Origin of the sequence: Algibacter marinivivus, assembly GCF_003143755.1 — a bacterium.
GTDB classification, from domain to species: domain Bacteria; phylum Bacteroidota; class Bacteroidia; order Flavobacteriales; family Flavobacteriaceae; genus Algibacter_B; species Algibacter_B marinivivus.
Window position 1 is genome coordinate 923912 of the sequence record NZ_QFRI01000001.1, and the last position, 21729, is coordinate 945640.

Annotated in this window: 25 protein-coding genes; 16 read left to right on the forward strand and 9 right to left on the reverse strand. The window is 31.9% G+C overall.

Going from position 1 to position 21729, the window contains the following annotated elements:
• Positions 1–70 precede the first annotated feature (70 nt).
• The 5 genes from DIS18_RS04395 to DIS18_RS04415 are packed head-to-tail and all read left to right on the forward strand — an operon-like array spanning position 71 to position 3264.
• On the forward strand, positions 71–469 hold the full coding sequence (locus tag DIS18_RS04395) for a hypothetical protein (protein WP_109351802.1): 399 nt from the start codon (positions 71–73) through the stop codon (positions 467–469).
• Positions 470–493: 24 nt separating this feature from the next.
• A complete protein-coding gene (locus tag DIS18_RS04400) occupies positions 494–1231 on the forward strand; it encodes a lysophospholipid acyltransferase family protein (RefSeq protein WP_109351803.1) in 738 nt (245 codons plus the stop codon).
• Between the two features lie 12 nt (positions 1232–1243).
• Positions 1244–2245, forward strand: a complete 1002-nt coding sequence (locus DIS18_RS04405) for an acyl-ACP desaturase (RefSeq protein WP_109351804.1) — start codon at positions 1244–1246, stop codon at positions 2243–2245.
• A gap of 17 nt (positions 2246–2262) precedes the next feature.
• Positions 2263–2601, forward strand: coding sequence for an avidin-fold protein (locus DIS18_RS04410; protein ID WP_109351805.1), 339 nt, complete (start codon positions 2263–2265; stop codon positions 2599–2601).
• Between the two features lie 6 nt (positions 2602–2607).
• Positions 2608–3264: an HD domain-containing protein gene (locus DIS18_RS04415; protein ID WP_109351806.1), complete on the forward strand. Its 657-nt coding sequence runs from the start codon at positions 2608–2610 to the stop codon at positions 3262–3264.
• A 2-nt stretch (positions 3265–3266) separates the two neighbouring features.
• Here the strand turns inward: DIS18_RS04415 and DIS18_RS14915 are convergent, their stop codons facing one another.
• Together DIS18_RS14915 and DIS18_RS04420 are read right to left on the reverse strand one after the other, a co-directional pair.
• On the reverse strand, positions 3267–3440 hold the full coding sequence (locus tag DIS18_RS14915; protein ID WP_181363981.1) for a hypothetical protein: 174 nt from the start codon (positions 3438–3440) through the stop codon (positions 3267–3269).
• An 11-nt stretch (positions 3441–3451) separates the two neighbouring features.
• Positions 3452–4327, reverse strand: coding sequence for an AraC family transcriptional regulator (locus tag DIS18_RS04420; RefSeq protein WP_109351807.1), 876 nt, complete (start codon positions 4325–4327; stop codon positions 3452–3454).
• 786 nt (positions 4328–5113) lie between these two features.
• On the opposite strand from DIS18_RS04420, the gene DIS18_RS04430 reads away from it, so the two are divergent.
• Positions 5114–5722, forward strand: coding sequence for a hypothetical protein (locus DIS18_RS04430; protein ID WP_109351809.1), 609 nt, complete (start codon positions 5114–5116; stop codon positions 5720–5722).
• Positions 5723–5783: 61 nt separating this feature from the next.
• Here DIS18_RS04430 and DIS18_RS04435 read toward each other — a convergent pair whose 3' ends face one another.
• Positions 5784–6857, reverse strand: a complete 1074-nt coding sequence (locus DIS18_RS04435) for a PA0069 family radical SAM protein (RefSeq protein WP_109351810.1) — start codon at positions 6855–6857, stop codon at positions 5784–5786.
• Positions 6858–7026: 169 nt separating this feature from the next.
• Between DIS18_RS04435 and DIS18_RS04440 the strand changes: the two genes are divergently transcribed.
• From DIS18_RS04440 to DIS18_RS04450, 3 genes are all read left to right on the forward strand, one after another.
• Positions 7027–7587, forward strand: a complete 561-nt coding sequence (locus tag DIS18_RS04440) for a helix-turn-helix domain-containing protein (protein WP_109351811.1) — start codon at positions 7027–7029, stop codon at positions 7585–7587.
• 129 nt (positions 7588–7716) lie between these two features.
• The gene (locus tag DIS18_RS04445) at positions 7717–8100 is read left to right on the forward strand and encodes a hypothetical protein (RefSeq protein WP_109351812.1); all 384 of its coding nucleotides are present in this window, start codon (positions 7717–7719) and stop codon (positions 8098–8100) included.
• A gap of 49 nt (positions 8101–8149) precedes the next feature.
• Positions 8150–9136: a hypothetical protein gene (locus DIS18_RS04450; protein ID WP_109351813.1), complete on the forward strand. Its 987-nt coding sequence runs from the start codon at positions 8150–8152 to the stop codon at positions 9134–9136.
• An 87-nt stretch (positions 9137–9223) separates the two neighbouring features.
• Here the strand turns inward: DIS18_RS04450 and DIS18_RS04455 are convergent, their stop codons facing one another.
• The 6 genes from DIS18_RS04455 to DIS18_RS04475 all read right to left on the reverse strand — a co-directional run bounded on the left by DIS18_RS04455 (position 9224) and on the right by DIS18_RS04475 (position 14904).
• On the reverse strand, positions 9224–10006 hold the full coding sequence (locus tag DIS18_RS04455) for an enoyl-CoA hydratase/isomerase family protein (RefSeq protein ID WP_109351814.1): 783 nt from the start codon (positions 10004–10006) through the stop codon (positions 9224–9226).
• A 56-nt stretch (positions 10007–10062) separates the two neighbouring features.
• Entirely contained in the window at positions 10063–11553 is a 1491-nt protein-coding gene (locus DIS18_RS04460; RefSeq protein WP_109351815.1) for a sensor histidine kinase, read from the reverse strand.
• A 494-nt stretch (positions 11554–12047) separates the two neighbouring features.
• Positions 12048–12596 carry a CopD family protein gene (locus tag DIS18_RS04465; protein WP_109351816.1) on the reverse strand — a complete coding sequence of 183 codons (549 nt, stop codon included), beginning with the start codon at positions 12594–12596 and terminating at the stop codon, positions 12048–12050.
• Between the two features lie 122 nt (positions 12597–12718).
• Positions 12719–13762 carry a ferrochelatase gene (gene hemH, locus DIS18_RS04470; protein ID WP_109351817.1) on the reverse strand — a complete coding sequence of 348 codons (1044 nt, stop codon included), beginning with the start codon at positions 13760–13762 and terminating at the stop codon, positions 12719–12721.
• Between the two features lie 74 nt (positions 13763–13836).
• Complete coding sequence (locus DIS18_RS14920) at positions 13837–13977, reverse strand: hypothetical protein (protein WP_181363982.1); 141 nt, start codon at positions 13975–13977, stop codon at positions 13837–13839.
• A gap of 27 nt (positions 13978–14004) precedes the next feature.
• Positions 14005–14904 (reverse strand): helix-turn-helix transcriptional regulator, encoded by a 900-nt coding sequence (locus DIS18_RS04475; RefSeq protein ID WP_109351818.1) that lies wholly within the window; start codon positions 14902–14904, stop codon positions 14005–14007.
• A gap of 189 nt (positions 14905–15093) precedes the next feature.
• On the opposite strand from DIS18_RS04475, the gene hemA reads away from it, so the two are divergent.
• Genes hemA through hemF form a run of 7 tightly spaced genes read left to right on the forward strand, consistent with a single transcriptional unit; the run spans position 15094 to position 21704 of the window.
• A complete protein-coding gene (gene hemA / locus DIS18_RS04480) occupies positions 15094–16359 on the forward strand; it encodes a glutamyl-tRNA reductase (RefSeq protein WP_109351819.1) in 1266 nt (421 codons plus the stop codon).
• Positions 16352–17926 (forward strand): hydroxymethylbilane synthase, encoded by a 1575-nt coding sequence (gene hemC / locus DIS18_RS04485; RefSeq protein ID WP_109351820.1) that lies wholly within the window; start codon positions 16352–16354, stop codon positions 17924–17926. Before hemA ends, hemC begins: the two co-directional genes overlap by 8 nt.
• A 4-nt stretch (positions 17927–17930) precedes the next feature.
• Positions 17931–18959, forward strand: coding sequence for a uroporphyrinogen decarboxylase (hemE, locus tag DIS18_RS04490; protein ID WP_109351821.1), 1029 nt, complete (start codon positions 17931–17933; stop codon positions 18957–18959).
• 5 nt (positions 18960–18964) lie between these two features.
• Positions 18965–19519, forward strand: a complete 555-nt coding sequence (locus tag DIS18_RS04495) for a GNAT family N-acetyltransferase (RefSeq protein ID WP_109351822.1) — start codon at positions 18965–18967, stop codon at positions 19517–19519.
• Positions 19512–20270 (forward strand): EI24 domain-containing protein, encoded by a 759-nt coding sequence (locus tag DIS18_RS04500; protein WP_109351823.1) that lies wholly within the window; start codon positions 19512–19514, stop codon positions 20268–20270. Before DIS18_RS04495 ends, DIS18_RS04500 begins: the two co-directional genes overlap by 8 nt.
• Positions 20260–20802 (forward strand): GNAT family N-acetyltransferase, encoded by a 543-nt coding sequence (locus tag DIS18_RS04505; protein WP_109351824.1) that lies wholly within the window; start codon positions 20260–20262, stop codon positions 20800–20802. Before DIS18_RS04500 ends, DIS18_RS04505 begins: the two co-directional genes overlap by 11 nt.
• Entirely contained in the window at positions 20802–21704 is a 903-nt protein-coding gene (gene hemF, locus DIS18_RS04510) for an oxygen-dependent coproporphyrinogen oxidase (protein ID WP_109351825.1), read from the forward strand. The genes DIS18_RS04505 and hemF overlap by 1 nt, the downstream gene beginning before the upstream one ends.
• Positions 21705–21729: the final 25 nt, after the last annotated feature.

Sequence of the window (21729 nt, forward strand, 5' to 3'; positions counted from 1 at the left end):
TCGTGGTTTTTTAGTTTTATACGCAACCTTTCCAATATCATAACATCTAATAAATAAACAGCCCAAAAAGATGAAGAAATTATTGCCAAAATTTATTTTAGTTCCACTATGTTTATTTTTATTTTCTACCCAATGTGATGATGATGTTGCACCTCTTACCCAAGAAGATGAAGAACAGGAATTGACTATTTTAAAAGCTGAAATTGAAAGTTTAGCAGACGCTTCTGTTTGTGGTGATACTTTTGAATGTAAATTTATTGCCTTTGGAAGTAAACCTTGTGGTGGACCTTGGAGTTATCTGGTATATTCCACGTCAATTGATACTGAAGAACTTGAAAATATGGTTGAAGATTACAATAGAAATGAAGCTATTTATAATACCCAATGGGGTATTGTCTCTGATTGTGCTTTTGTAAATCCACCAATTGGTGTAACATGTGAAAATAATACCTGTGTTGCTACATTCTAACACTTAGTTTATTATTTTTGGGGCATGGTTAAACTACTGTCCTATCCAATATCAGTTATTTACTTTATATTTTTTGGATTAACACTCCTTGTGTTTCATCCAATACAATGGTTTTGCTTTAATGTTTTTGGACCTAAAGCACATGAAAAAAGCGTTTATGCTTTACAATTTTGTTTGATGCGATGCGCTAATATTTTAGGTTCACGTTTTTCTTGTAATAATCCACATACCATAGAATCAGACCGACCTCTTATAGTCGTTACTAACCACCAAAGTTTGCATGATATATATCCGCTTACTTGGTATATGCGCAAGCATCACCCAAAGTTTATTAGCAAAATAGAATTAGGAAAAGGCATACCTAGTGTATCTTACAATTTACGCCATGGAGGTGCTGCTTTAATTGACAGAAAGAATCCGAGACAATCCCTCCCAGCTCTAATGAAATTTGGAGAGTATATTGAAAAAAACAACTATGCTGCTGTTATTTTCCCAGAAGGAACGCGTAGTAAAGATGGTAACCCAAAACCATTTCAAACTAAAGGTTTAGAGATTTTGTTTAAAAAAATCCCATCTGCATTGGTTGTACCTGTAACTATAAACAATTCTTGGAAAATGTTGCGTTACGGAAAATTTCCTGCTGGTTTGGGGAATCATATTAAATTTACAGTACATAAACCCATTGATTTGGCTACCTTTGCTGATAAGAAAGAACTTATTGAAACGGTAGAAACAACTATCAAAAATCATATAGAACATTAAAAAAAAGAATAGATGTCTTTAAAGAACAAGAGATTAGAGGTGATGCAGTTTTTAGAAAAAGACGTTGATGCATTAATGGAAAAATATTTGATTCCTATCGATAGTATTTGGCAACCTTCAGACTTTTTACCAAATTCTGAAACTACTGATGATGCTTTTTTTGAAGAGGTTAGAGAAATACGAGAGTTAGCTAAAGATTTACCATATGATTTCTGGGTAGTTTTAGTTGGAGACATGATTACTGAAGAGGCTTTACCAACTTACGAATCGTGGTTAATGGATGTTGAAGGTATAGACCAGGTTGAAAATGGAGGAAATGGCTGGGGAAAATGGGTACGCCAATGGACTTCTGAGGAAAATAGACATGGGGATGTGCTTAACAAATACCTTTACCTTTCAGGAAGGGTTAATATGAAAGAAATTGAAAGAACAACACAGCATCTTATTGCTGATGGTTTTGATATTGGAACAGATAGAGATCCTTATAAAAACTTTGTGTATACTAGTTTTCAAGAATTAGCTACTTATGTTTCTCACAATAGAGTTGCAAAAATTGCAAAAGATAAAGGCAACAAGCGTTTATCAAAAATGTGTAAAATTATTTCTGGTGATGAAATGCGTCACCACCATGCGTATTCTGAGTTTGTTGAGCGCATTTTTACTGTAGACCCAAGCCAAATGATGATGGCGTTCCATTATATGATGAAGCAAAAAATTACAATGCCAGCTCATTTTTTAAGAGAGACAGGTGGTAAAATAGGTAGCGCTTTTGAAGAGTTTTCTAATACTGCGCAACGTATTGGGGTTTACACTTCAACTGATTATGTTGATATTTTACAAAAATTAATTGAGCGTTGGGATATTGGCAACATTACTGGATTAAATGATGAAGCTGAGAAAGCAAGAGATTATCTAATGAAACTCCCTTCCAGAATGTACCGCTTATCTGAACGCATGAAAATTCCTGAAAACTCTTTTCAGTTTAAATGGGTTGAACCTGCAATTATCAAGTAAACAACTATCTTTTGTAATTGATAAATTATAATAACAAAAAATTTAAACCGGTTTCAAGTTCAGAAAATAGCGAAACTACTTCTGATACTATTTTTCTGTACAAACAAAACGGAAATATTTTAACTTCAACTTATAAAGGTGGAACAATTATAGAAGGTCATTTAATTGGTTTAGTTAATAATGATGGTACTATTAATATGAGATACCATCAAATTAACTCTAAAGGTGAATTAATGACCGGTATTTGTAGCTCAAAACCTGAAATTAATGATGATGGTAAAATAACACTTCATGAAGACTGGCAATGGACATCTGGTGATAAATCTAAAGGCACTTCAGTTTTAAAAGAAATTTAATTTTTTATGAACCACGAAGACATTATTGATAAAACTATTGCTTTTGTAAAAAACACTTTAGCCGATGCTGAAGGTGGTCATGATTGGTTTCATATTGAGCGTGTTTACAAAAACAGTCTTTTAATTGCAAAACATGAAGTTGTAGATGGATTTGTAGTGTCTTTAGGTGCTTTACTTCATGATATTGCTGATAGTAAATTCCATAACGGTGATGAAACTATTGGGCCTAAAATAGCCAGAGAATTTCTTTTTAAATTAAATGTAGATTCAACTGTCATAGAACATGTTGTAAAAATTATAGAAAACATCTCTTTTAATAAATCTTTAGAAGGTAATTTATCTTTCACTTCTAAAGCATTAGAAGTGGTTCAGGATGCAGATAGACTTGATGCTATTGGAGCTATTGGTATAGCTAGGTGTTTTAATTATGGTGGATTTAAAAATAGAACTCTTTACAATCCAGCGATTAAGCCTGATTTAAACATGACTAAAGAAGAATATAAAGCCTCAACTGCTCCAACAATAAATCATTTTTACGAAAAGCTCCTGCTTCTAAAAGATAAAATGAATACTAAAACTGGTAAAGAAATTGCAAATGAAAGGCACAATTATATGCTGCGTTTCTTAGATCAGTTTTATAGTGAATGGAAAGGAGAAAAATAAGTTTAATTCTCTAAAGCTACTTCTAAAGCTGTTATTTTATACTCCAAAATTGAGAGCTCTTCTGCATTATCAATAATATCCTCAACAGTTAAATCGCTTTTACTGTTTATATATTTTAAAAGACCTTCTCGCTTATATGAATAATATTTTAAAGCTTCATGTATTTTATTTTCCATAACAAAAAAATTTACTGAATTATTAATTTTATTTCTTTCCTGTAGTTTGAAGCACTTTTACCTGTAATATCATTGAATACCTTATTAAAGTGAGAAAAGTTGTTAAATCCACATTCATAACAAACATCAGCAATACTCATTTTACTTTCTTCTGAGAGTAATTTAGTGGCATGTACAACTCTATATTCATTTACAAGTTGAGTAAATGTTTTTCCTGTTGTTTTCTTAAAATAGCGGCAAAACGAAGGAACAGTCATACTTACTTCATTAGCAATAGCATCCAACGGAATATGATCTTGAAAATTAGTATTTACATATTTGTATATAATATTAATTTTATTGCTGTCTTGAGGATTCGTTTCTAAAGCAATACCATCAGCATTTAACAAAGTATAATCGTCAGTTGTAGCTAAATGATTTAATATTTCTAGAAATTTCAATACACGCTTTAATCCATCATATTCTAATAGTTTTTCAATTTTTATTCCTATCTTTTTTTTAGTATCAACCTTAAAACGTATCCCTTTTTTTGCTCTATCAAATAATGATACGATATTGGACATTTCTGGAACATCAAGAAAATCAACTCCTAAAAAATTAGATTTAAATTGTACTATAGTCTCTTTACCACTTGCCGTTAATCTGTCTGAAAAACCATTGTGGGGTAAATTAGCACCTATTAATATGAGTTGGCTATTATTAAAATATGAAAGATGGTTGCCTATATGTGTTTTACCTTGGCCTTTATTAACATAAACAAGTTCTAGTTCTGGATGAAAATGCCAAAAAGCATTATTCTTATCTGCATCCTTTCCATGTTGTTTGACAAGTATTGAACTACCAAAACTTGGGGAAAGCTTTTCTAAAGTAGGTTTTTTTTTAATCACGAAAGAATTGATTTACAACAAATTTACTATTTATTATGCATACATTATATATTTAATTATCACATTTATATGTAAAATTAACTTAACACAAAGTTAACATAGAATTAATAGGTAATATAGAATACAAATATGCCAAAATTGATGTTTTAACAACTTGTCTTTGGCTTTATTTTTGCACTTAAATAATTTTAAAATTTATTTTATAATGTATTTAACTAGTAGGAGTAACAAATACTTAACTCACTTTAAGAGTCTAGTACTTGTTGTCGTTAACGCTTCTAATAAAGTAAACACTAAAACGGCAAAATTTAAATTATCAAGATTAATTAACGCATATTGGAAATATTATACTTTATATGATGTTTACCATGTTAATCCTAATCAGATAGTTTATACCAACTCCGATTGGTCTAAAAAAAAGTATAACAATTCTTTAAAAAAATAATTATTACTCTTTAACAAAAGAGATACAATATTCATTAGTAATAATGTCTTATTTAGTTTAGTTTAGTTGATAAAGTGGGCTGTGGTGGCCCACTTTCTTTTTTATAAATATTCACTTCCCTAATTATAACTTCAAATGCTTTTACTTAAAGTATTTATGTTTTCTAATATTGTTGTTTTTGATTAATAACTATTATTTACCCATACAGCAACACAATAATTTTACCCAAATATGATGCAAAATTAACAGATAATTAAGCATATAAACATGTCAATATCAGTGTTTTATGAAAAAATATTATAATATAAATTTGTAGTGTTGAACGTTATAAAACCCAAATTATGAAAAATGTAATTAAACACTCAAAAAAAGGAATCTTAATGGTAACTATGCTTGCTACCTTGTTAAGTTTCGCAAATGAAACGGCTTTATTTAATATTAAAAATGATGCTAAAAAAACCATTCTTACTTTATATAATGTAAAGCAAGGGAACCTATTATCAGTTAAAGATATTAATGGTGTGATTTTGTTTAAAGAATATATAGAAAAATCAGGAACTTATAATAAAGGTTTTGATTTAACTACGCTACCTGATGGCAATTATATTTTTGAACTTGATAAAGATATGGAGATAAATTCTATACCTTTTACTGTATCGTCAAATATTGTTGATTTTGATAAAGAAAACGAAAAAACAATATTTAAACCTTTCACTAGGGTTAAAGGTGATTTTGTTTACATCTCAAAACTTGCCCTAAACAAAGAACCTTTAAAAATAGAAGTGTACTTTACAAGCTTTGATTCTAATGATTCAGAACTTGTTTTATCTGAAAATATTGGAAACACTAAAACTATTAAAAGGATTTACAAGTTAGATGGCTTGAAGTTTGGAACTTATAAGATTGTATTTTTTACTGAAGGTAAACAATTTACTAAAATTATTAATTAAATTCTAAATACCTTATTTAGATCATGTTTTTAAAAGTGGGCTGTGGTGGTCCACTTTTTTATTAAAATAATTTTAGCTGACCATTTTTAAAAGACTCGTGCAAATTACAGTTTAGCCTAGGCATACTTTTACCTTTAAAATATTTTTGTCTAGACAATCTTACCAAATTATTAATTTGTTCTGCTATTTTGCCTTCGCCTCGCATTCTTGCTCCATACCTAGAATCATTTAAAGTTCCGCCATGGCAACTCTCAATTTGATGTAAAACTTTTTCAGCTCTATCTGGCATAGTTTTTTTAATCCAATCTGTGAAAATTTCACCAATAGCACCGTTTAACCTTACAATAGTGTGTCCTATGGATGATGCTCCATAATCTGAAGCTGCCTTAGCCAACGGTAATATTTCATGACTATTTATTGATGGAATTATTGGAGCTATCATCACATTTACTGGGATTCCATGTTCGCTTAATATTCTAACAGTTTCTAGACGTTTTTTTATGGTTGCTGTTCTGGGTTCTAAAATCCGCCTTGTATCTTCTGAAAGCGAGGTTATAGATATATTAACACCAATTAAATTATCTTTTGCCAAAGCCTTCAATACATCTAAATCTTCTAAAATTCTAGAATTTTTGGTGATAATCCCAATAGGATGTTTGTATTTCAAAAAAACTTCTAAACATTGTCTTGTAATTCTATATTTTTTTTCGGCAGGTTGGTAACAATCTGTGTTTCCAGACATAACAATAGGATACGCTTTCCAACTTTTCTTTTTTAAATAAGCCTCCAGTAATTTTGGAGCATCTTTTTTTATCAAAATCCGTCTTTCAAAATCTAAACCAGCACTATAACCCCAAAACTCGTGTGAGTTTCTAGCATAACAGTAAATACAACCATGTTCACAACCTTGGTACGCATTCATAGAATATGCCATACCAACATCTGGACTTTTTACTTTATTTACAATGGTTTTAGGAAATACTTCTAAATACTGTGTCTTGTTTTTATCAGCTATTTCGCCTTCTTTTTGGCAAAATTCGAGGAAATCGTCACGCATTTCATGACTTAATTCAAAGAAACGATTAGGGACGTTTAGCTGAGCGCCACGTCCTTTTATGGCAGATTTTGAGGGCATACTAGTAAAATTAAGGGTTGAATGCTTTTGTTGAAGCTCTTTAAAATTACTTATAATTTTTATTGAAAAGTGTTAAAGAAAAAATGGGTTATTAACAACTTCCACAAATCACACCACTTAAATTTAATTACTTAACTTTATCTTTTACTAGTAAGTCCTATCTCAAAAGATGAATATCATAAAAAAAATAAGAGAAAAACATAATTATACTCAACTAGAGTTAGCAAAAAAAACAGGATTATCTTTAAGGACTATACAGCGCTTAGAATCTAAAAATAAAGAACCTAGAGGGCATACCTTAAATGCACTTTCTGAAGCTTTTGAGTTAGAGCCTTCTGTTTTTCAAGAACAATTTAGAAATATTGAACAAACCAAAGCTTCTGAAACCACTTCTATTCGACTCATAAATTTATCTGTTTTATCTTTTTTAGGAATCCCTTTTGGTAATATCATTTTACCATTCATTTTATGGCAAAGAAATCGTAAATCTAAGTTTGTTGATGAACTAGGAAGACGCATTATTAACTTCCAGATTATATTTTCAGTAATACTTTCTGCGCTTTTGTGTGTGTCTCCTTTTATAAGTCGAACATTATTTTCAAATACATCTATAATCCTAATTGTTTTGTTTTTTTCTTATGCTGTTAATGTTGTTATTGTTTGCCGTATAGCTATAAAATTACAACATAATAATTTCGACTTCCTAAACAGTCCAATTCGCTTCATATAAGTAAATACTATAGAATTGGCGTTAAATTGGCGACCTAAAAAGTCATATAATCTCGCTTATTTATATTTATTTCGTAATATCCAATTAGGATAGATTGCATTACTAAATAAACTATAAAAACAGTATTATATGAAAACTAAACACATTATTTATATCTTTTTATTTACAGGCCTAATATTTAGCTGTAAAACTGGTAAAACAGTAATAAATCCTGATGATAAACTTGTGGGTAATTGGAGCCTTTTAGCTGAGTCTACACCTCAAGGAGACGTGCCTATAACGATGAATATAACTAAAAATGAATCTGGAATATTTACGGGTTCATTTAAGTCAATGATGGGTGAATTTGCCATGTCAAATCTCGTTTTAAAAAATGGTGTAATGTCTTGTGATTTCAGTGTTCAGGGTATGGTTTTTCAATTTAAAGGAGTATTTACAAATGACGAATTTAAAGGTAACACATTAGGACCAGGACAAAGCTATGTTACCAATGGCAAAAGAAAGACAGAATAAAAAAATCTTTTTTATTATCTAAGTTTTCATCACATCAAAATCATTAATTATGAAGAAAAAAATCGGCTACACGCTACTTGCCATTTTAATAATAATTCTTATTGGTGGATTTATAGGCATTAGAAAATTTAATAATTCTTTATTTAAAGAAAAATCAAACTACTTAAAATATACTTCAGAATCAAAACCAATTCATTTTGATTGGGCTGGCGATTCTATAGGCGGTATTTATGAAGCACAAGCTGCTATGATAGTGCCTCTAAAAATTGAAGATTTAGCACACAACTTTTATATGCAATTTGACACAGGAGCATATGATTCTTTTATTTATGAAAATAACTTAAAATCTTTACGGGCTATTGGATTAGATATTAAAGAAGTTATAAAAGACGATGTACGTTATGTAGAAAATTTAGATTTTATTTTAGATGATAATCATATAAGAGCTTCTATGATTAAAATATATCCTAATTATGGTCATTCTTTTGATAAGAATGATACTATTGCCAAAATAGGAATAGGTACCATTGGTAGTGATTTTATTGTAAATCGTGTTACAGCTATTGATTTTAAAAATCAAAATATAAAGTTATATAATGAACGCCCAGATTGGATAGCTGTTTTACCTAATTTTAAATCTTTTGATTTCCCCGGAAGACGCATCATGTTGCCTGTAACCTTAGATAATAAAGAATATGAATTTCTATATGATTCTGGTTGCAGTGCTTTTGGATTAATCACCATAAAAAGTCGTTTTGACAGCTATACCGATGAAAATACCAAACAAGTAAACTATGATGCTAAGGCTTGGGAAGGTAGTATTCCAATAAGAAGTAAAGAAACTGACAAACTATTTAATATTGGCGGAGTCGACTTAAAACTAAAGCGTGTTAGCTTTGTAGATATGTATGGCATAACACAACCGTTGATAACGCCTTTTACAAGGGTTGGTGGTTGGTTAGGGAATCAACCTTTTACCGAGAGCACCTTAATTCTAGACACCAAAACTAAAGAGTTTATTGTAATTGAAGAATGAAACGATGTCTTATTAAAACAAACTCGATAAATCAAGATTAAATTATTAAACAGACCCATATACTTGAAAAGTAGTTAAACTGAAAATTTACCTACCAGGAAAATCTGCCTTACGTTTTTCTAAAAAAGCAGTTGTGCCTTCAGCGAAGTCTTCCGTACCAAAGCTATTCCCAAATTCTTTAACCTCAACATCATAACCGTTTACACCATCTTTAAAATTAGCATTTATAGCTCTAATTGCAGCACTAATGGCTACAGATGAATTTCTAGAAATTTTAGAAGCTATTTTTTCACAAAGTGGAATTAATTCTTCTAGAGTGGTTACATGATTTACTAAACCATAATTTAAAGCTTGGTTGGCGTCAATCATACCTGCTGTCATAATCATTTCCATAGCACGCCCTTTACCAACTAATTGTGGCAAACGTTGTGTACCACCATACCCTGGAATAACTCCTAAAGATACTTCAGGCAGCCCCAGTTTTGCATTATTGCTTGCTACTCTAAAATGACATGACATGGCTAATTCTAACCCACCTCCAAGAGCAAAACCATTTACAGCAGCTATAACAGGTGTTTCCAAATTTTCTATAAAATTAAACACTAATTCTTGGCCTTTTGCAGCAAGTTTACCTCCATTTTCAACTGTGAAATTTGCAAATTCGCTAATATCGGCTCCTGCAACAAACGCTTTTTCGCCGCTTCCGGTAAGGATAATAACTTTAGTGTCTTTATCATTATTAGCATCATCAAAGGCTTCGTGTAACTCTTCAATAGTTTCTTTATTTAATGCATTTAATTTATTTGGACGGTTAATGGTAATGGTTCTGATCCCATTATTTTCTTCTGTAATAATATTTTTATAAGACATTTTATATTTTATTATAAGGCCTTTAGACTAAGCTCAAGGTGACATTAATTTATGATTTATTCTTTAGGAAAAGCAACTTTAAATGTAGTGCCTTTATCTTTTTCTGAAATAAAGGTAATGTTTCCTTTATAGGTTTCTACAATGTTTTTTACCATGGCTAACCCTAGTCCCATGCCACTTGTTTTAGTTGTGAATTTAGGCTCGAAAACCTTGTCTTTATTCTCTTCTGCAACGCCTGATCCATTGTCTGCAACCGTAATTACAACATTGCCTTTATCTTTACCAACATTAATTACAATTTTAGGTGTTTGTGTTTGATCTTCAGTGATGGCTTGAGTAGCATTTTTAACCAAGTTTGTTACTACACGTATAAGTTGCGTTCTATCAAATTTTGCTATAATTTCTTCAGAATCTGATGTGAAGATTATATAATCTTCATTAAAAATATCTAACGCAAGTTTTACTATTTTAACCACATTTAAAGTTTCGTTTTGTTGCGCTGGCATTTTTGCAAAATTTGAAAATGCCGAAGCTATAGAGCTCATAGTATCTATTTGCTGAATTAGCGTTTTACTATATTCATCGACTTTTGAATGGATATTTTCATCCTCAGGATTGAACTTTCGTTGAAAATTTTGCACTGTTAAGCGCATAGGTGTTAATGGGTTTTTAATTTCATGTGCCACTTGTTTTGCCATTTCTCTCCATGCTTGCTCGCGCTCACTTTTTGCCAGTTGTACTGCACTTTCTTCTAGCTCGTCAATCATACTATTATATGAGTTTACTAAAGCTGAAATTTCTTCGCTAGTATCATCAACATCAATTTTTTCGTTACGTCTTTCTAATCTTGTAGTGTTAATTTTATCACTGATGGTTTTTAATGATTTAGTGATATATTTTGATAATAAAAATGCTATTGCAATTGCGGTTAATAATACCAGCATAAAAGCGAAACCTATACGCTTTAAAAATTCTTGTAATTCTTTATTTAAAAAATCGTCGTTTTCTAAATATGGAATGTTTAATATGGCTATGGCTTTTGATTTATTGTTTGTAATATAAGTGTAAGACGATTGAAAGGTTTCTCCATTTTCCTTATGCTTATCCACATACCTATGTTGGGCAATTTCTGAGGCATTATTAAATTCTACATTTTGTGTTAATGCGTTCATGGTTTCGGCATCTAAACATTTTTCTGCATTATTGTTTTGTAACCCTGCTTTTGAGGATATAAGGAGTCCGCCATCTAAATCGTATAAATTAATTTGGAGTTTATGAATATCGGCTACGTTATAAATTTCTTCTTTGAATATGAATGGAATGTTTTCTGTTTTTACTTCCCATGTATTTTGTCTACCATTTAAAACCCGTTTAAGATGGGTTTGGATACTTCCTTCTTTACGTTCTAACCTTCCTTTGTGATAGTCTTGACTTTGCTCTTTGTATTGATATATGGCTACAGCCGAAATAAGCATAGATGCTAATAATACTAGCAATATCATGACTAGAAATATGCGGGTACGTAAGGAGAGTTTTTTAAGTTTCATTGAAATTTTATGATTCAATAAATATAGCAATAATCAAACCAAACAGCCTAAGACTGATTTAAAAATTGATATTGGTGATTTTAAATTTTAGGATTGAATTAATTTATAACGTTCATTTTGCCTTGATGCAAAACGAACCAAAAAATCAAGATCAAGCCATGGAATTTCCCATCCCGATTTTAACGGGATGGAAACCGATTTGAAAACTCCGCGTCGAACTGCGTTCTCCTGTTCTCGGAGCTTTTCTACATCTATTCTGCGCCTTGACAGTCAATTCTATGAATTGATTAAGGACTAGACTTTTTACTAATTTATAGTTTTGGGTTATTTTATATTTTGGCTAATAGGTAGTCGTTAAAGCACTATGTTTTGCAGTTATGCCCGCGTTAGGGATTGCAGTGGATAGCCCACAGCCCGATCCCGATAGCTATCGGGAGAAGTGCGAGGACTTGGAACAGAAAGCCCGACCCCTTTTCGGGGTAACGTCCAAATAATTAAGCTTCTGGATTTTTTTCTCTAATCCGTTTATAGATTTTAAAACCTAGCATGATTAAAATGCCTAGGAGTACAATACCGATAACGCCCCATATCCAATTGATGGCGCTTTTTAGGATGACTAGAAAAATAACGGCAAATAAGATGAATGTTGCGCCCTCGTTCCAGATGCGCATGTAACTGGATGTTTTTTTAACGACATCGTTTTGTAATTGCTTGAAATATTGATGCGTTTTTAAATGGTAAATGAAAAGTAATAAAACGAATGTGAGCTTAACCTGCATCCATGGTTGTCGTAGCCAGTACGGTTGTAAAACAAGTAACCAAACGGCGAATAGAGTTGCTAAAATAGCTGATGGCCAAGTGATGATATACCACAGGCGTTTTGCCATAAGTTTGAGCTGTTTGCCTAAAATTTCTTTTTCTGGGGAGGGTTTGTGGTAGGCTTCTATTTGGTATACGAAAAGGCGTGGAATATAAAATAAGCCTGCAAACCATGTGATTACAAATATTAAGTGAAAGGCTTTTATGTATTGGTAATATTCCATAATTATGTGGCTTGAATTGTAGATTCTCTTTCTGGTTTCAAGTTCTTAATAATTTCTCTATTTAAAAAAATAAGCAGTGTTTATTAATTGAGACTACACCAAAACCTTGTGACTATATTTAACTATGAAACGGTTGATGGTTTTTTAGCTGGTGTCCATTCTTCTGCTATGTTAGCAATAACTTGTGCAAAGTCTTCACGGTCATTTAAACATGGAATAACTGTAAATTCTTTTCCTCCTACTTCATGAAAAATCTCTTCGCCTTCCATAGCAATTTCTTCTAGAGTTTCTAAACAATCGCTTACAAATGCTGGTGTAACAATAGCCATTTTTTTGATTCCCTGTTTACCCATACGTTCTATGGTACGATCTGTATAAGGTTGTAACCATGGATCAAAACCAAGTCTAGATTGGAATGAAGTTGAATATGTGCCGTTTTTTAGACCTAATGCTTTTGCAACATTAACTGTTGTAATCTCACATTGGTGTCGGTAACAAAATTCGTGTTGCTCACTTCCTTTTTTAAAACAACATTTTCCGTCCATTTTGCAATTTCCATTAGTAACATCACTTTTACGAATATGACGTTCTGGAACACCATGATAACTAAAAAGGATATGTTCATAGTCTAAATCATCAAGGGTTTCTGCTATACTTTTAGAAAGTACATTTATGTAATCTTTTCGATGATAAAAAGCTGGTGTTTGTGTTATTTTTACTTGTGGAAAATATTCAGCAATCAATTCGTCTACTTTAACATCGATTGTTTCAGTAGTTGCCATTGCAAATTGTGGGTATAATGGAATAGTTTTTATTTCTGTACAACCTTTATCTACCAATTCTTGAAGTCCTTTTTTAATAGTCATACTTCCATAGCGCATTGCCAAAGCAACAGGCATTTCTAACTTTTCCTGAACTTTATCTTGAAGCTTCTCAGAGAGCACAATTAGTGGAGAACCTTCTTCCCACCATATTTTTTTATATGCAGCTGCAGATTGTTTTGGTCGTGTATTTAAGATAATACCCTTAACTAAAAGGGTTCTAGCCCATAATGGTACATCAATAACACGCTCGTCCATTAAAAACTCACCTAAATATTTTTTTACATCTTTTGGCTCTGGACTATCTGGAGAACCAAGATTAACGAGTAAAATTCCTTTTTTCATATTCTTTTTTAGCATTGCAAAAATACGTTAGAAATAATAAAAATAAGTTCTGATCTCACAGATATTATTTTAAACTATTTTTGTTGGTTAATTCTAGATTGTTCTTCTGAAGGATTGCAGTCTTGAAAAATACCGCAAGATGTACTTTGTTTAGCTAAAGATTTACCTTTAACATATTTTGATAGGGCTTCAATTTCTGGAGTTAAAAATTTCATAATTTATAGATTTTGAGTTAAGTAAGTTTAATTCAAAGACATCACATATTTCTTTGGTGTTGTCCCATATTTCTTTTTAAAAGCAGCAATAAAATGGCTTGAAGTACTATACCCTACTTTATGCCCAACTTCGTTTACATTATCATCACCAGCTTCAAGTAGTTTTCGCGCTACTTCCATTTTATAATCAAATAAAAAGCTGAATACAGAATCTCCATAAATTTGTTTAAAACCTTCTTTTAGTTTTTTAAGGCTCAACCCAATTTCATCTGCTAATTCTTGTAAGCTAGGTGGTTCTGCCATTTTAGTTATTATAATATCTTTTGCTTTTCTAATTTTTATCACATTAGTTTCATCTACCAAAAAAGGACATTGCTCCACATTGGCGTCTTCACTTCTATTAAAATATAAACTCAATAATTCATAGGCTTTCCCTTTAAAATATAATGGCTTAATAGACTCATTAAGATTATAATTTATTAACTGATTTAAAACAATAGCCATTGATGGAGAAATGATGCCATCCTTATAGTATTTTTTATCTTTATTATCTTCACTTAAGAAAGTAATATAATCGGCTTCTTGCGAAAATAACCCGTGAAACTTTTTAATCGAAATTAATACTGAAACGATCCAAGAATTAGGTTCAACTTGAAGGTCTATTGGTAATTCGCGTTGTGGATTATATAACAACAATGAATTTTCTTCATAAATATCTAGAGTATATCTCCCTTGATTAAAAACAAACTTAGTTGCTCCTTTAACACAAAAATGAAACTGTAAAAATGTGCTATCTATTTCTTTTGCAACACTTTGGGTTAAACTTTCATCATTCTTGAACATCAATATTAAAAACCCATTTTCAATTTTAGTTTCTTCAAATGAACTTTTAGCGATACTTTTTTTTCTATTTAATTCTTGATTCACATTCTTTTTATTTAGATTCGTTCTAAATTAAAGCAACAAAAAGTGCCTTATAGACTACAAAAGTATGACATTTATCATGTTTTATAAAAAAACAACGTTAAAAAACCACAAACGATATTAAAAGTTCTTCTAGCGTTGTTTTTTTACTAACTATCCATATATTTTTGCTTCACATTTTCAGGTATAGCAATGCAGAAGTATAACATTAGTAAAAGCAGTTATTTCTATGCTATTGGTTTAAGTTATAAAAAAGCCGATGCAGATATAAGAGGGCGCTTTAGTTTAGATGAAGAATCTAAGCTAGAATTACTAAATCAAGCTAAAGAAAATGGTATAGAAAGCTTAGTAGTAACTTCTACCTGTAATAGAACTGAAATCTACGGTTTTGCACAACATCCTTTTCAGCTAATACAATTGCTTTGTGATAATACCCGCGGAACAGTTGAAGAATTTCAAGACGTTGCATACATATTCAAAAATAAAGAAGCCATTGCGCATATGTTTCGAGTGGGTTCAGGCTTAGACAGTCAAATTCTTGGAGATTTTGAAATTATAAGTCAGTTAAAAATCAGCGCTAAATTATCAAGAAAACATGGATTGCTAAATCACTTTACAGAACGTTTAGTGAATGCCGTTATTCAAGCAAGTAAACGTATTAAAACAGAAACTGATATATCATCGGGAGCAACTTCAGTTTCCTTTGCGTCAGTCCAGTATATCTTTAACTCTGTTGAAAATGTTTCTGAAAAAAATATTTTACTATTCGGAACAGGTAAAATTGGAAGAAATACATGTGAAAATCTGGTTAAACATACCAAAAATGAGCATATCACTTTAATCAATAGAACCAAAGGTAAAGCAGAAAAAATTGCTGGGAAATTTAATTTGATTGTTAAAGACTATTCCAATTTACAAGAAGAAATAACTACTTCAGATATTTTAATTGTAGCCACAGGTGCTCAACGTCCAACTATTGACAAGCATATTATTCAATCAAATAAGCCGCTTTTAATTTTAGATTTATCCATTCCTAAAAATGTAGACACTAATGTTGAAGAATTGGATAATGTATCTCTAGTTCATTTAGATGATTTATCTAAAATTACAGACCAAACATTAGAAGCTCGTAAAGCTCATATACCTTCTGCAGAAGGAATTATAGAAGAAATAAAAGCTGAGTTTAATAGTTGGTTAGAAACTAGAAAATTTGCACCAACAATTAAAGCTCTAAAACATAAATTGACCGATTTTGCCTCTGCGGAATTAGATACCCAACGTAAAAAGTTATCTGATTTTAATGAAGAACAGGCGGAAATAATTAGTGCTAAAATCATTCAAAAAATCACCAACCATTTTGCACATCATTTAAAAGATGATGATGTATCTACTGATGATAGCCTAGAACTTATTAAAAAAGTATTTCAGTTAGAAGAACCTAAAAAAACCAATGTCTAAAACCATAAGAATTGGCACACGTGATAGTGAATTAGCACTGTGGCAAGCCAACATAGTAAAAAAATTACTCGAAGAGGCTGGTCATAGTACAGAACTTGTTCCTGTAAAATCAACAGGTGATTTAGTCTTAGACAAGCCTCTTTACGAATTAGGCATTACAGGTATTTTTACGCGTACTTTAGATATTGCCATGTTAAATCATGACATCGATATTGCAGTACATTCACTTAAAGATGTGCCTACCGTTTTACCAAAAGGCATAGTACAAGCTGCAGTTTTAAAACGAGGTAATGTAAATGATACTTTGGTTTTTAAAGATAATGAAGAGTTTTTAGGTGCAAAAGACGCCGTTATTGCAACAGGAAGCTTACGCCGTAGAGCACAATGGCTAAACCGATTCCCTACACATACTATTACAGATTTACGTGGAAATGTAAATTCGCGTTTGCAAAAGCTTCAAGATAACGATTGGAACGGAGCGATTTTTGCCGCGGCTGGAATTGGTAGAATTGGAATAAGACCTGAAGAAGCTATCAATCTAGATTGGATGATTCCTGCACCTGCACAAGGCGCTATCATGATTACCGCTTTAGAGGAAGATAACTTTGTAAAAGAAGCTTGCGCGGAACTCAACCACGAAGAAACCGAAATTTGCACTACTATTGAACGCGAATTTTTAAACAAACTAGAAGGCGGTTGTACAGCACCTATAGGTGCCTTAGCCTATATTAAAGATGAAGAAATCAACTTTAAGGGTGTTTTATTAAGTCCTGATGGAACCAAAAGAATTGATGTTACTAGAGTTAAAAAACTAGGCGAACATAATGATATGGCACAATTTTGTGCCGATTTTATTATTGAACGTGGTGGAAAACGTTTAATGGATAAGATTAAACATTCGGATAGAAAGACAAATGTATTTTCTACAAAGCGTTTTACGGAAGATCAACGCTTATTATTTCACGAAAAGGTAGTTGCTGAAAGTTCAGATTTCATCAAAATAAGTTTGAATAGAATTCATCCGCGCTTCTTAAAAAATGAGATTCAAAACGTTGTAATTACAAGTAAAAATGCAGTAGAATCGTTAACTACTAATTATTCAGCAGCTGAATTACAATTTAAAAATATCTACTGTGTTGGCAGAAGAACCAAACGTTTAGTAGAACGTAAAATTGGCAAAGTCACACACACCGAAAAAAACGCAAAAAAGCTAGCTGAATATTTAGTGGAATTTATAGAAGGTACAGATGTGACGTATTTTTGTAGTGATATTAGGTTAGATGCCTTACCAACTATTTTAACTGAAAATAATATAACAGTTAACGAAGTTGAAGCTTACCAAACAAAATACGATGGTTTTAAAGTTGATGATTCTGTAGAAAGTGCGATGTTTTATAGTCCTTCAACTGTTGAAAGTTTTGTACGCAGTAATAAAAATGAAGTTATTGCTTTTTGTATTGGAGAAACTACAGCCAAGGAAGCTAAAAAGCATTTTAAGGATGTTAGGGTTGCGAAAGTACCAACAGTTGAAAGTGTAATTGAATTAGTAAACGAACATTACGTTTAAGAATATGAGTATTAAGAACGATTTATTTTTAAGAGCATTAAAAGGAGAAACCGTTGACCGTCCGCCAGTATGGATGATGCGTCAAGCAGGTCGCTACCTTCCAGAATTCATGGAAATTAAGGCAAAATACGATTTCTTTACCCGCTGCCAAACCCCAGAATTAGCTAGTGAAATTACCGTGCAACCCATCCGCAGATACGGAATGGATGCCGCTATTTTATTTTGTGATATTTTGGTTATTCCACAAGCTATGAATATTGAGGTACAAATGAAACCAAATTTTGGTCCTTATTTACCAAACCCGGTTCGTTCTCAAAAAGACGTTGACAATGTAATTGTTCCTGATGTAAAACATAGCCTTAGCTATGTTTACGAAGCCATAAAAGCAACCAAAGAAAAGCTTAACGATGAGATTCCGCTTATAGGTTTTGCTGGATCACCGTGGACCATTTTATGCTATTGCGTGCAAGGACAAGGCAGTAAAAATTTCGATAAAGCCAAAGAATTTTGCTTTACAAACCCCATTGCGGCACACCAATTATTACAAAAAATTACAGATACTACTATTGCCTATTTAAAAGAAAAAGTAAAAGCAGGCTGTAACGCTGTGCAAGTTTTTGATTCTTGGGGAGGCATGCTCTCTCCAGTTGATTATCAAGAATTTTCGTGGCAATATATCCAACAAATCATTGATGCCTTAAAAGACGATGCGCCTGTTATCGCTTTCGGAAAAGGGTGTTGGTTTGCACTTGGCGAAATGGCAAAATCTGGTGCTTCTGCTTTAGGTGTAGATTGGACATGTTCCGCACGAAATGCACGTTATTTAACGGGTGGCAATATTACACTTCAAGGGAATTTCGATCCTACCCGTCTATTTTCTCCACCTGCCGAAATCAAGAAAATGGTACACCAAATGATTAACGAATTTGGTAAAGACAAATACATCGTAAACCTTGGTCACGGTATTTTACCCAACATTGGTTTGGATAATGCAAAGGCATTTATTGATGCTGTTAAGGAATATAATAGTTAGTAAAAATGAGCCTTATAGATTATAAATTAGAACGTATTCAAAATATTTCTTTTGAGGTGTTCTTTGATTTAATTTATAACAATAAATCATATATTGAAAAAGGGTTTGCTGGAACTGTAAAAAGATGTCAAACTAAAGAAGGCGCTAAAAACCTTTTTAAAGAGTGGGATTTAGAAGAAAGTGAAAATAGGTGTTTTTTTTTCTTCATAAAGAATATTCAAAAAAACATATTAGTTGGTTTAGTTAATATAAAAAACATTGACTATGATATTAATAAATGTGAGATAGGGTATTTTGTTTCAGAACAGGTTGCAGGTAAAGGCATTGTCTCTAAATTCACCTCTAATGTTGTAACATATTGTTTTGAAAAGTTACATATGAATAAAATCTTTCTTCGCATTGCACCTGAAAATATTGCAAGTCAAAAAGTAGCTTTTAACAATCATTTTAAAAAAGAAGGTGTATTACGTGAAGAGTATAAAGGTTTTCAAGACAAACTAGAAGATGTAATGTATTTTGGTTTGTTAAAAACCGATTATTTAAAAACTAAAAATGATTAAAAATATCATTTCAGGAATTAAAGCATACATAGGTGCTTTCAGTTTAATTTCTAAATTAAAACTTTGGAAATATTTTGCTATTCCAATGCTAATAAGCCTCATAACAGCCATTGCAGTATTTGGTTCAGCCTACGGGTTATCAGATAATATTGGTGGGTTTATTTCTAAAATATGGATCTGGGACTGGGGAAAAGATGCGTTTTCATCCATCAGTAATTTCATTGGTGGACTTATTATTGTCGTTATTGGTCTCATTCTTTTCAAACACATTATAATGGCATTATCAGCACCATTTATGAGCCCTGTGTCTGAAAAAATAGAAGCACATTTTACAGGTAATCCATTACATTCTCACAGAGACACTACATTTATGCAACAGCTCATGCGTGGAATAAAAATTAATGGTAGAAATTTATTCATGGAATTGTTGCTCACTATTCCTATTTTACTTTTAAAATTTATTCCTGTAGTTAATATATTTTCAACCCTATTACTCTTTATGGTTCAAGCCTATTATGCTGGCTTTGGTAATATGGATTACACTTTAGAGCGCCATTATCAATATAGAGAGAGCTTACAATTTGTAAGGAAACATCGTGGATTAGCCATAGGCAACGGTATTGTATTTATTCTGTTTTTATTAATACCAGTAATTGGCGTAATTTTAGTGCTACCTTTATCGGTTACAGCAGCTTCAGCTAGAACAGTAGAGGCGCTTCAACTTAAAAATAAACCTGTAAATGCAGCTTAATTTTGGTTCATATTATATAACTCCCATTCAACCAAAAGATGGGTGGCATATCTGCAACTTTGCAGTGGCTAATGAGGATAGATTAAAACGCTATTTCCCAAAAACATTAGAGCAAAACTTAACGCCAGATTTATCAAATCATTTTGTCTCAAAAATGATTAAACAATTTGAAGCTAATGAAGTTTTTTTGTTCACTCTAAGAGAAAAAGAATCCCGTAAATTAGTTGGTTTAATATATATCAAAGAAGTAGATTGGATTAAAAAGCAAGGTGAATTCGCCTATGCTATCGATTATAATGTTGAAGGTAAAGGCTTAACAACAGAAGCAGTAAAACAACTATCAGACTATGCTTTTGAAAACCTGGGTTTAGACACTTTACAAATTATAGTTCATAAAAGTAATATTGGAAGTTTAAAAGTTGCTGAAAACAATAATTTTACTTGGATAAAAACACTTAAAAATGAGTTTACACCTCTAGGAGAAAATTCTCTAAACATGGAACTGTATGAACTTTATAAAGAAATTGAGTAATGAAAGATAAATTTTTCCAGTATATACAGAGTTTACAAGATTGCATCACATCAAAATTAGAAGCCATTGATGGAAAAGCAAAATTTCAAGAAGATATTTGGAAACGACCAGAAGGCGGTGGCGGACGTACACGCGTTATTGAAAACGGTAATGTTTTCGAAAAAGGCGGCGTCAATATTTCTGGAGTTCATGGTAAATTACCCAAATCCATGCAAGCATATTTTAAAGTAGGCGATGTTGACTTTTTTGCTTGTGGACTAAGTTTGGTTTTACATCCTAAAAACCCAATGGTGCCAACAGTACACGCTAATTGGCGCTATTTTGAAATGTATGACAAAGATGGAAACATCATTGATAGTTGGTTTGGTGGTGGACAAGATTTAACACCTTATTACTTGTTTGAAGACGATGCAAAACACTTCCATCAAACCTGTAAAACAGCTTGCGACAAACACAATCCAGAATTTTATTCAACTTATAAAAAACGTTGTGATGAATACTTTTACAACGCTCATAGAAACGAAGGCAGAGGTTTAGGCGGTTTATTTTTCGATTATTGTAAAGCTTCAGACGATATGACTATGGAAAATTGGTATAACTTTGTAACTGAAGTTGGCGATAGTTTCTTAGAAGCTTATACTCCAATTGTTGAAAAAAGAAAAGATTTAAGCTTTACAGAAGCTAATCGGAATTGGCAAGAAATCCGTCGAGGACGCTATGTTGAATTCAATTTAGTACATGACAAAGGCACGCTTTTCGGACTAAAAACTAACGGTCGTATAGAAAGTATTCTAATGAGTTTACCACCGCATGTGCAATGGGTGTACGACCATCATCCAGAAGCTGGAAGTGATGAAGAAAAATTAATTGAAGTATTGAAGAATCCTGTGGATTGGGCTTAATCCAAATAGAAATCAAATGTCTGGT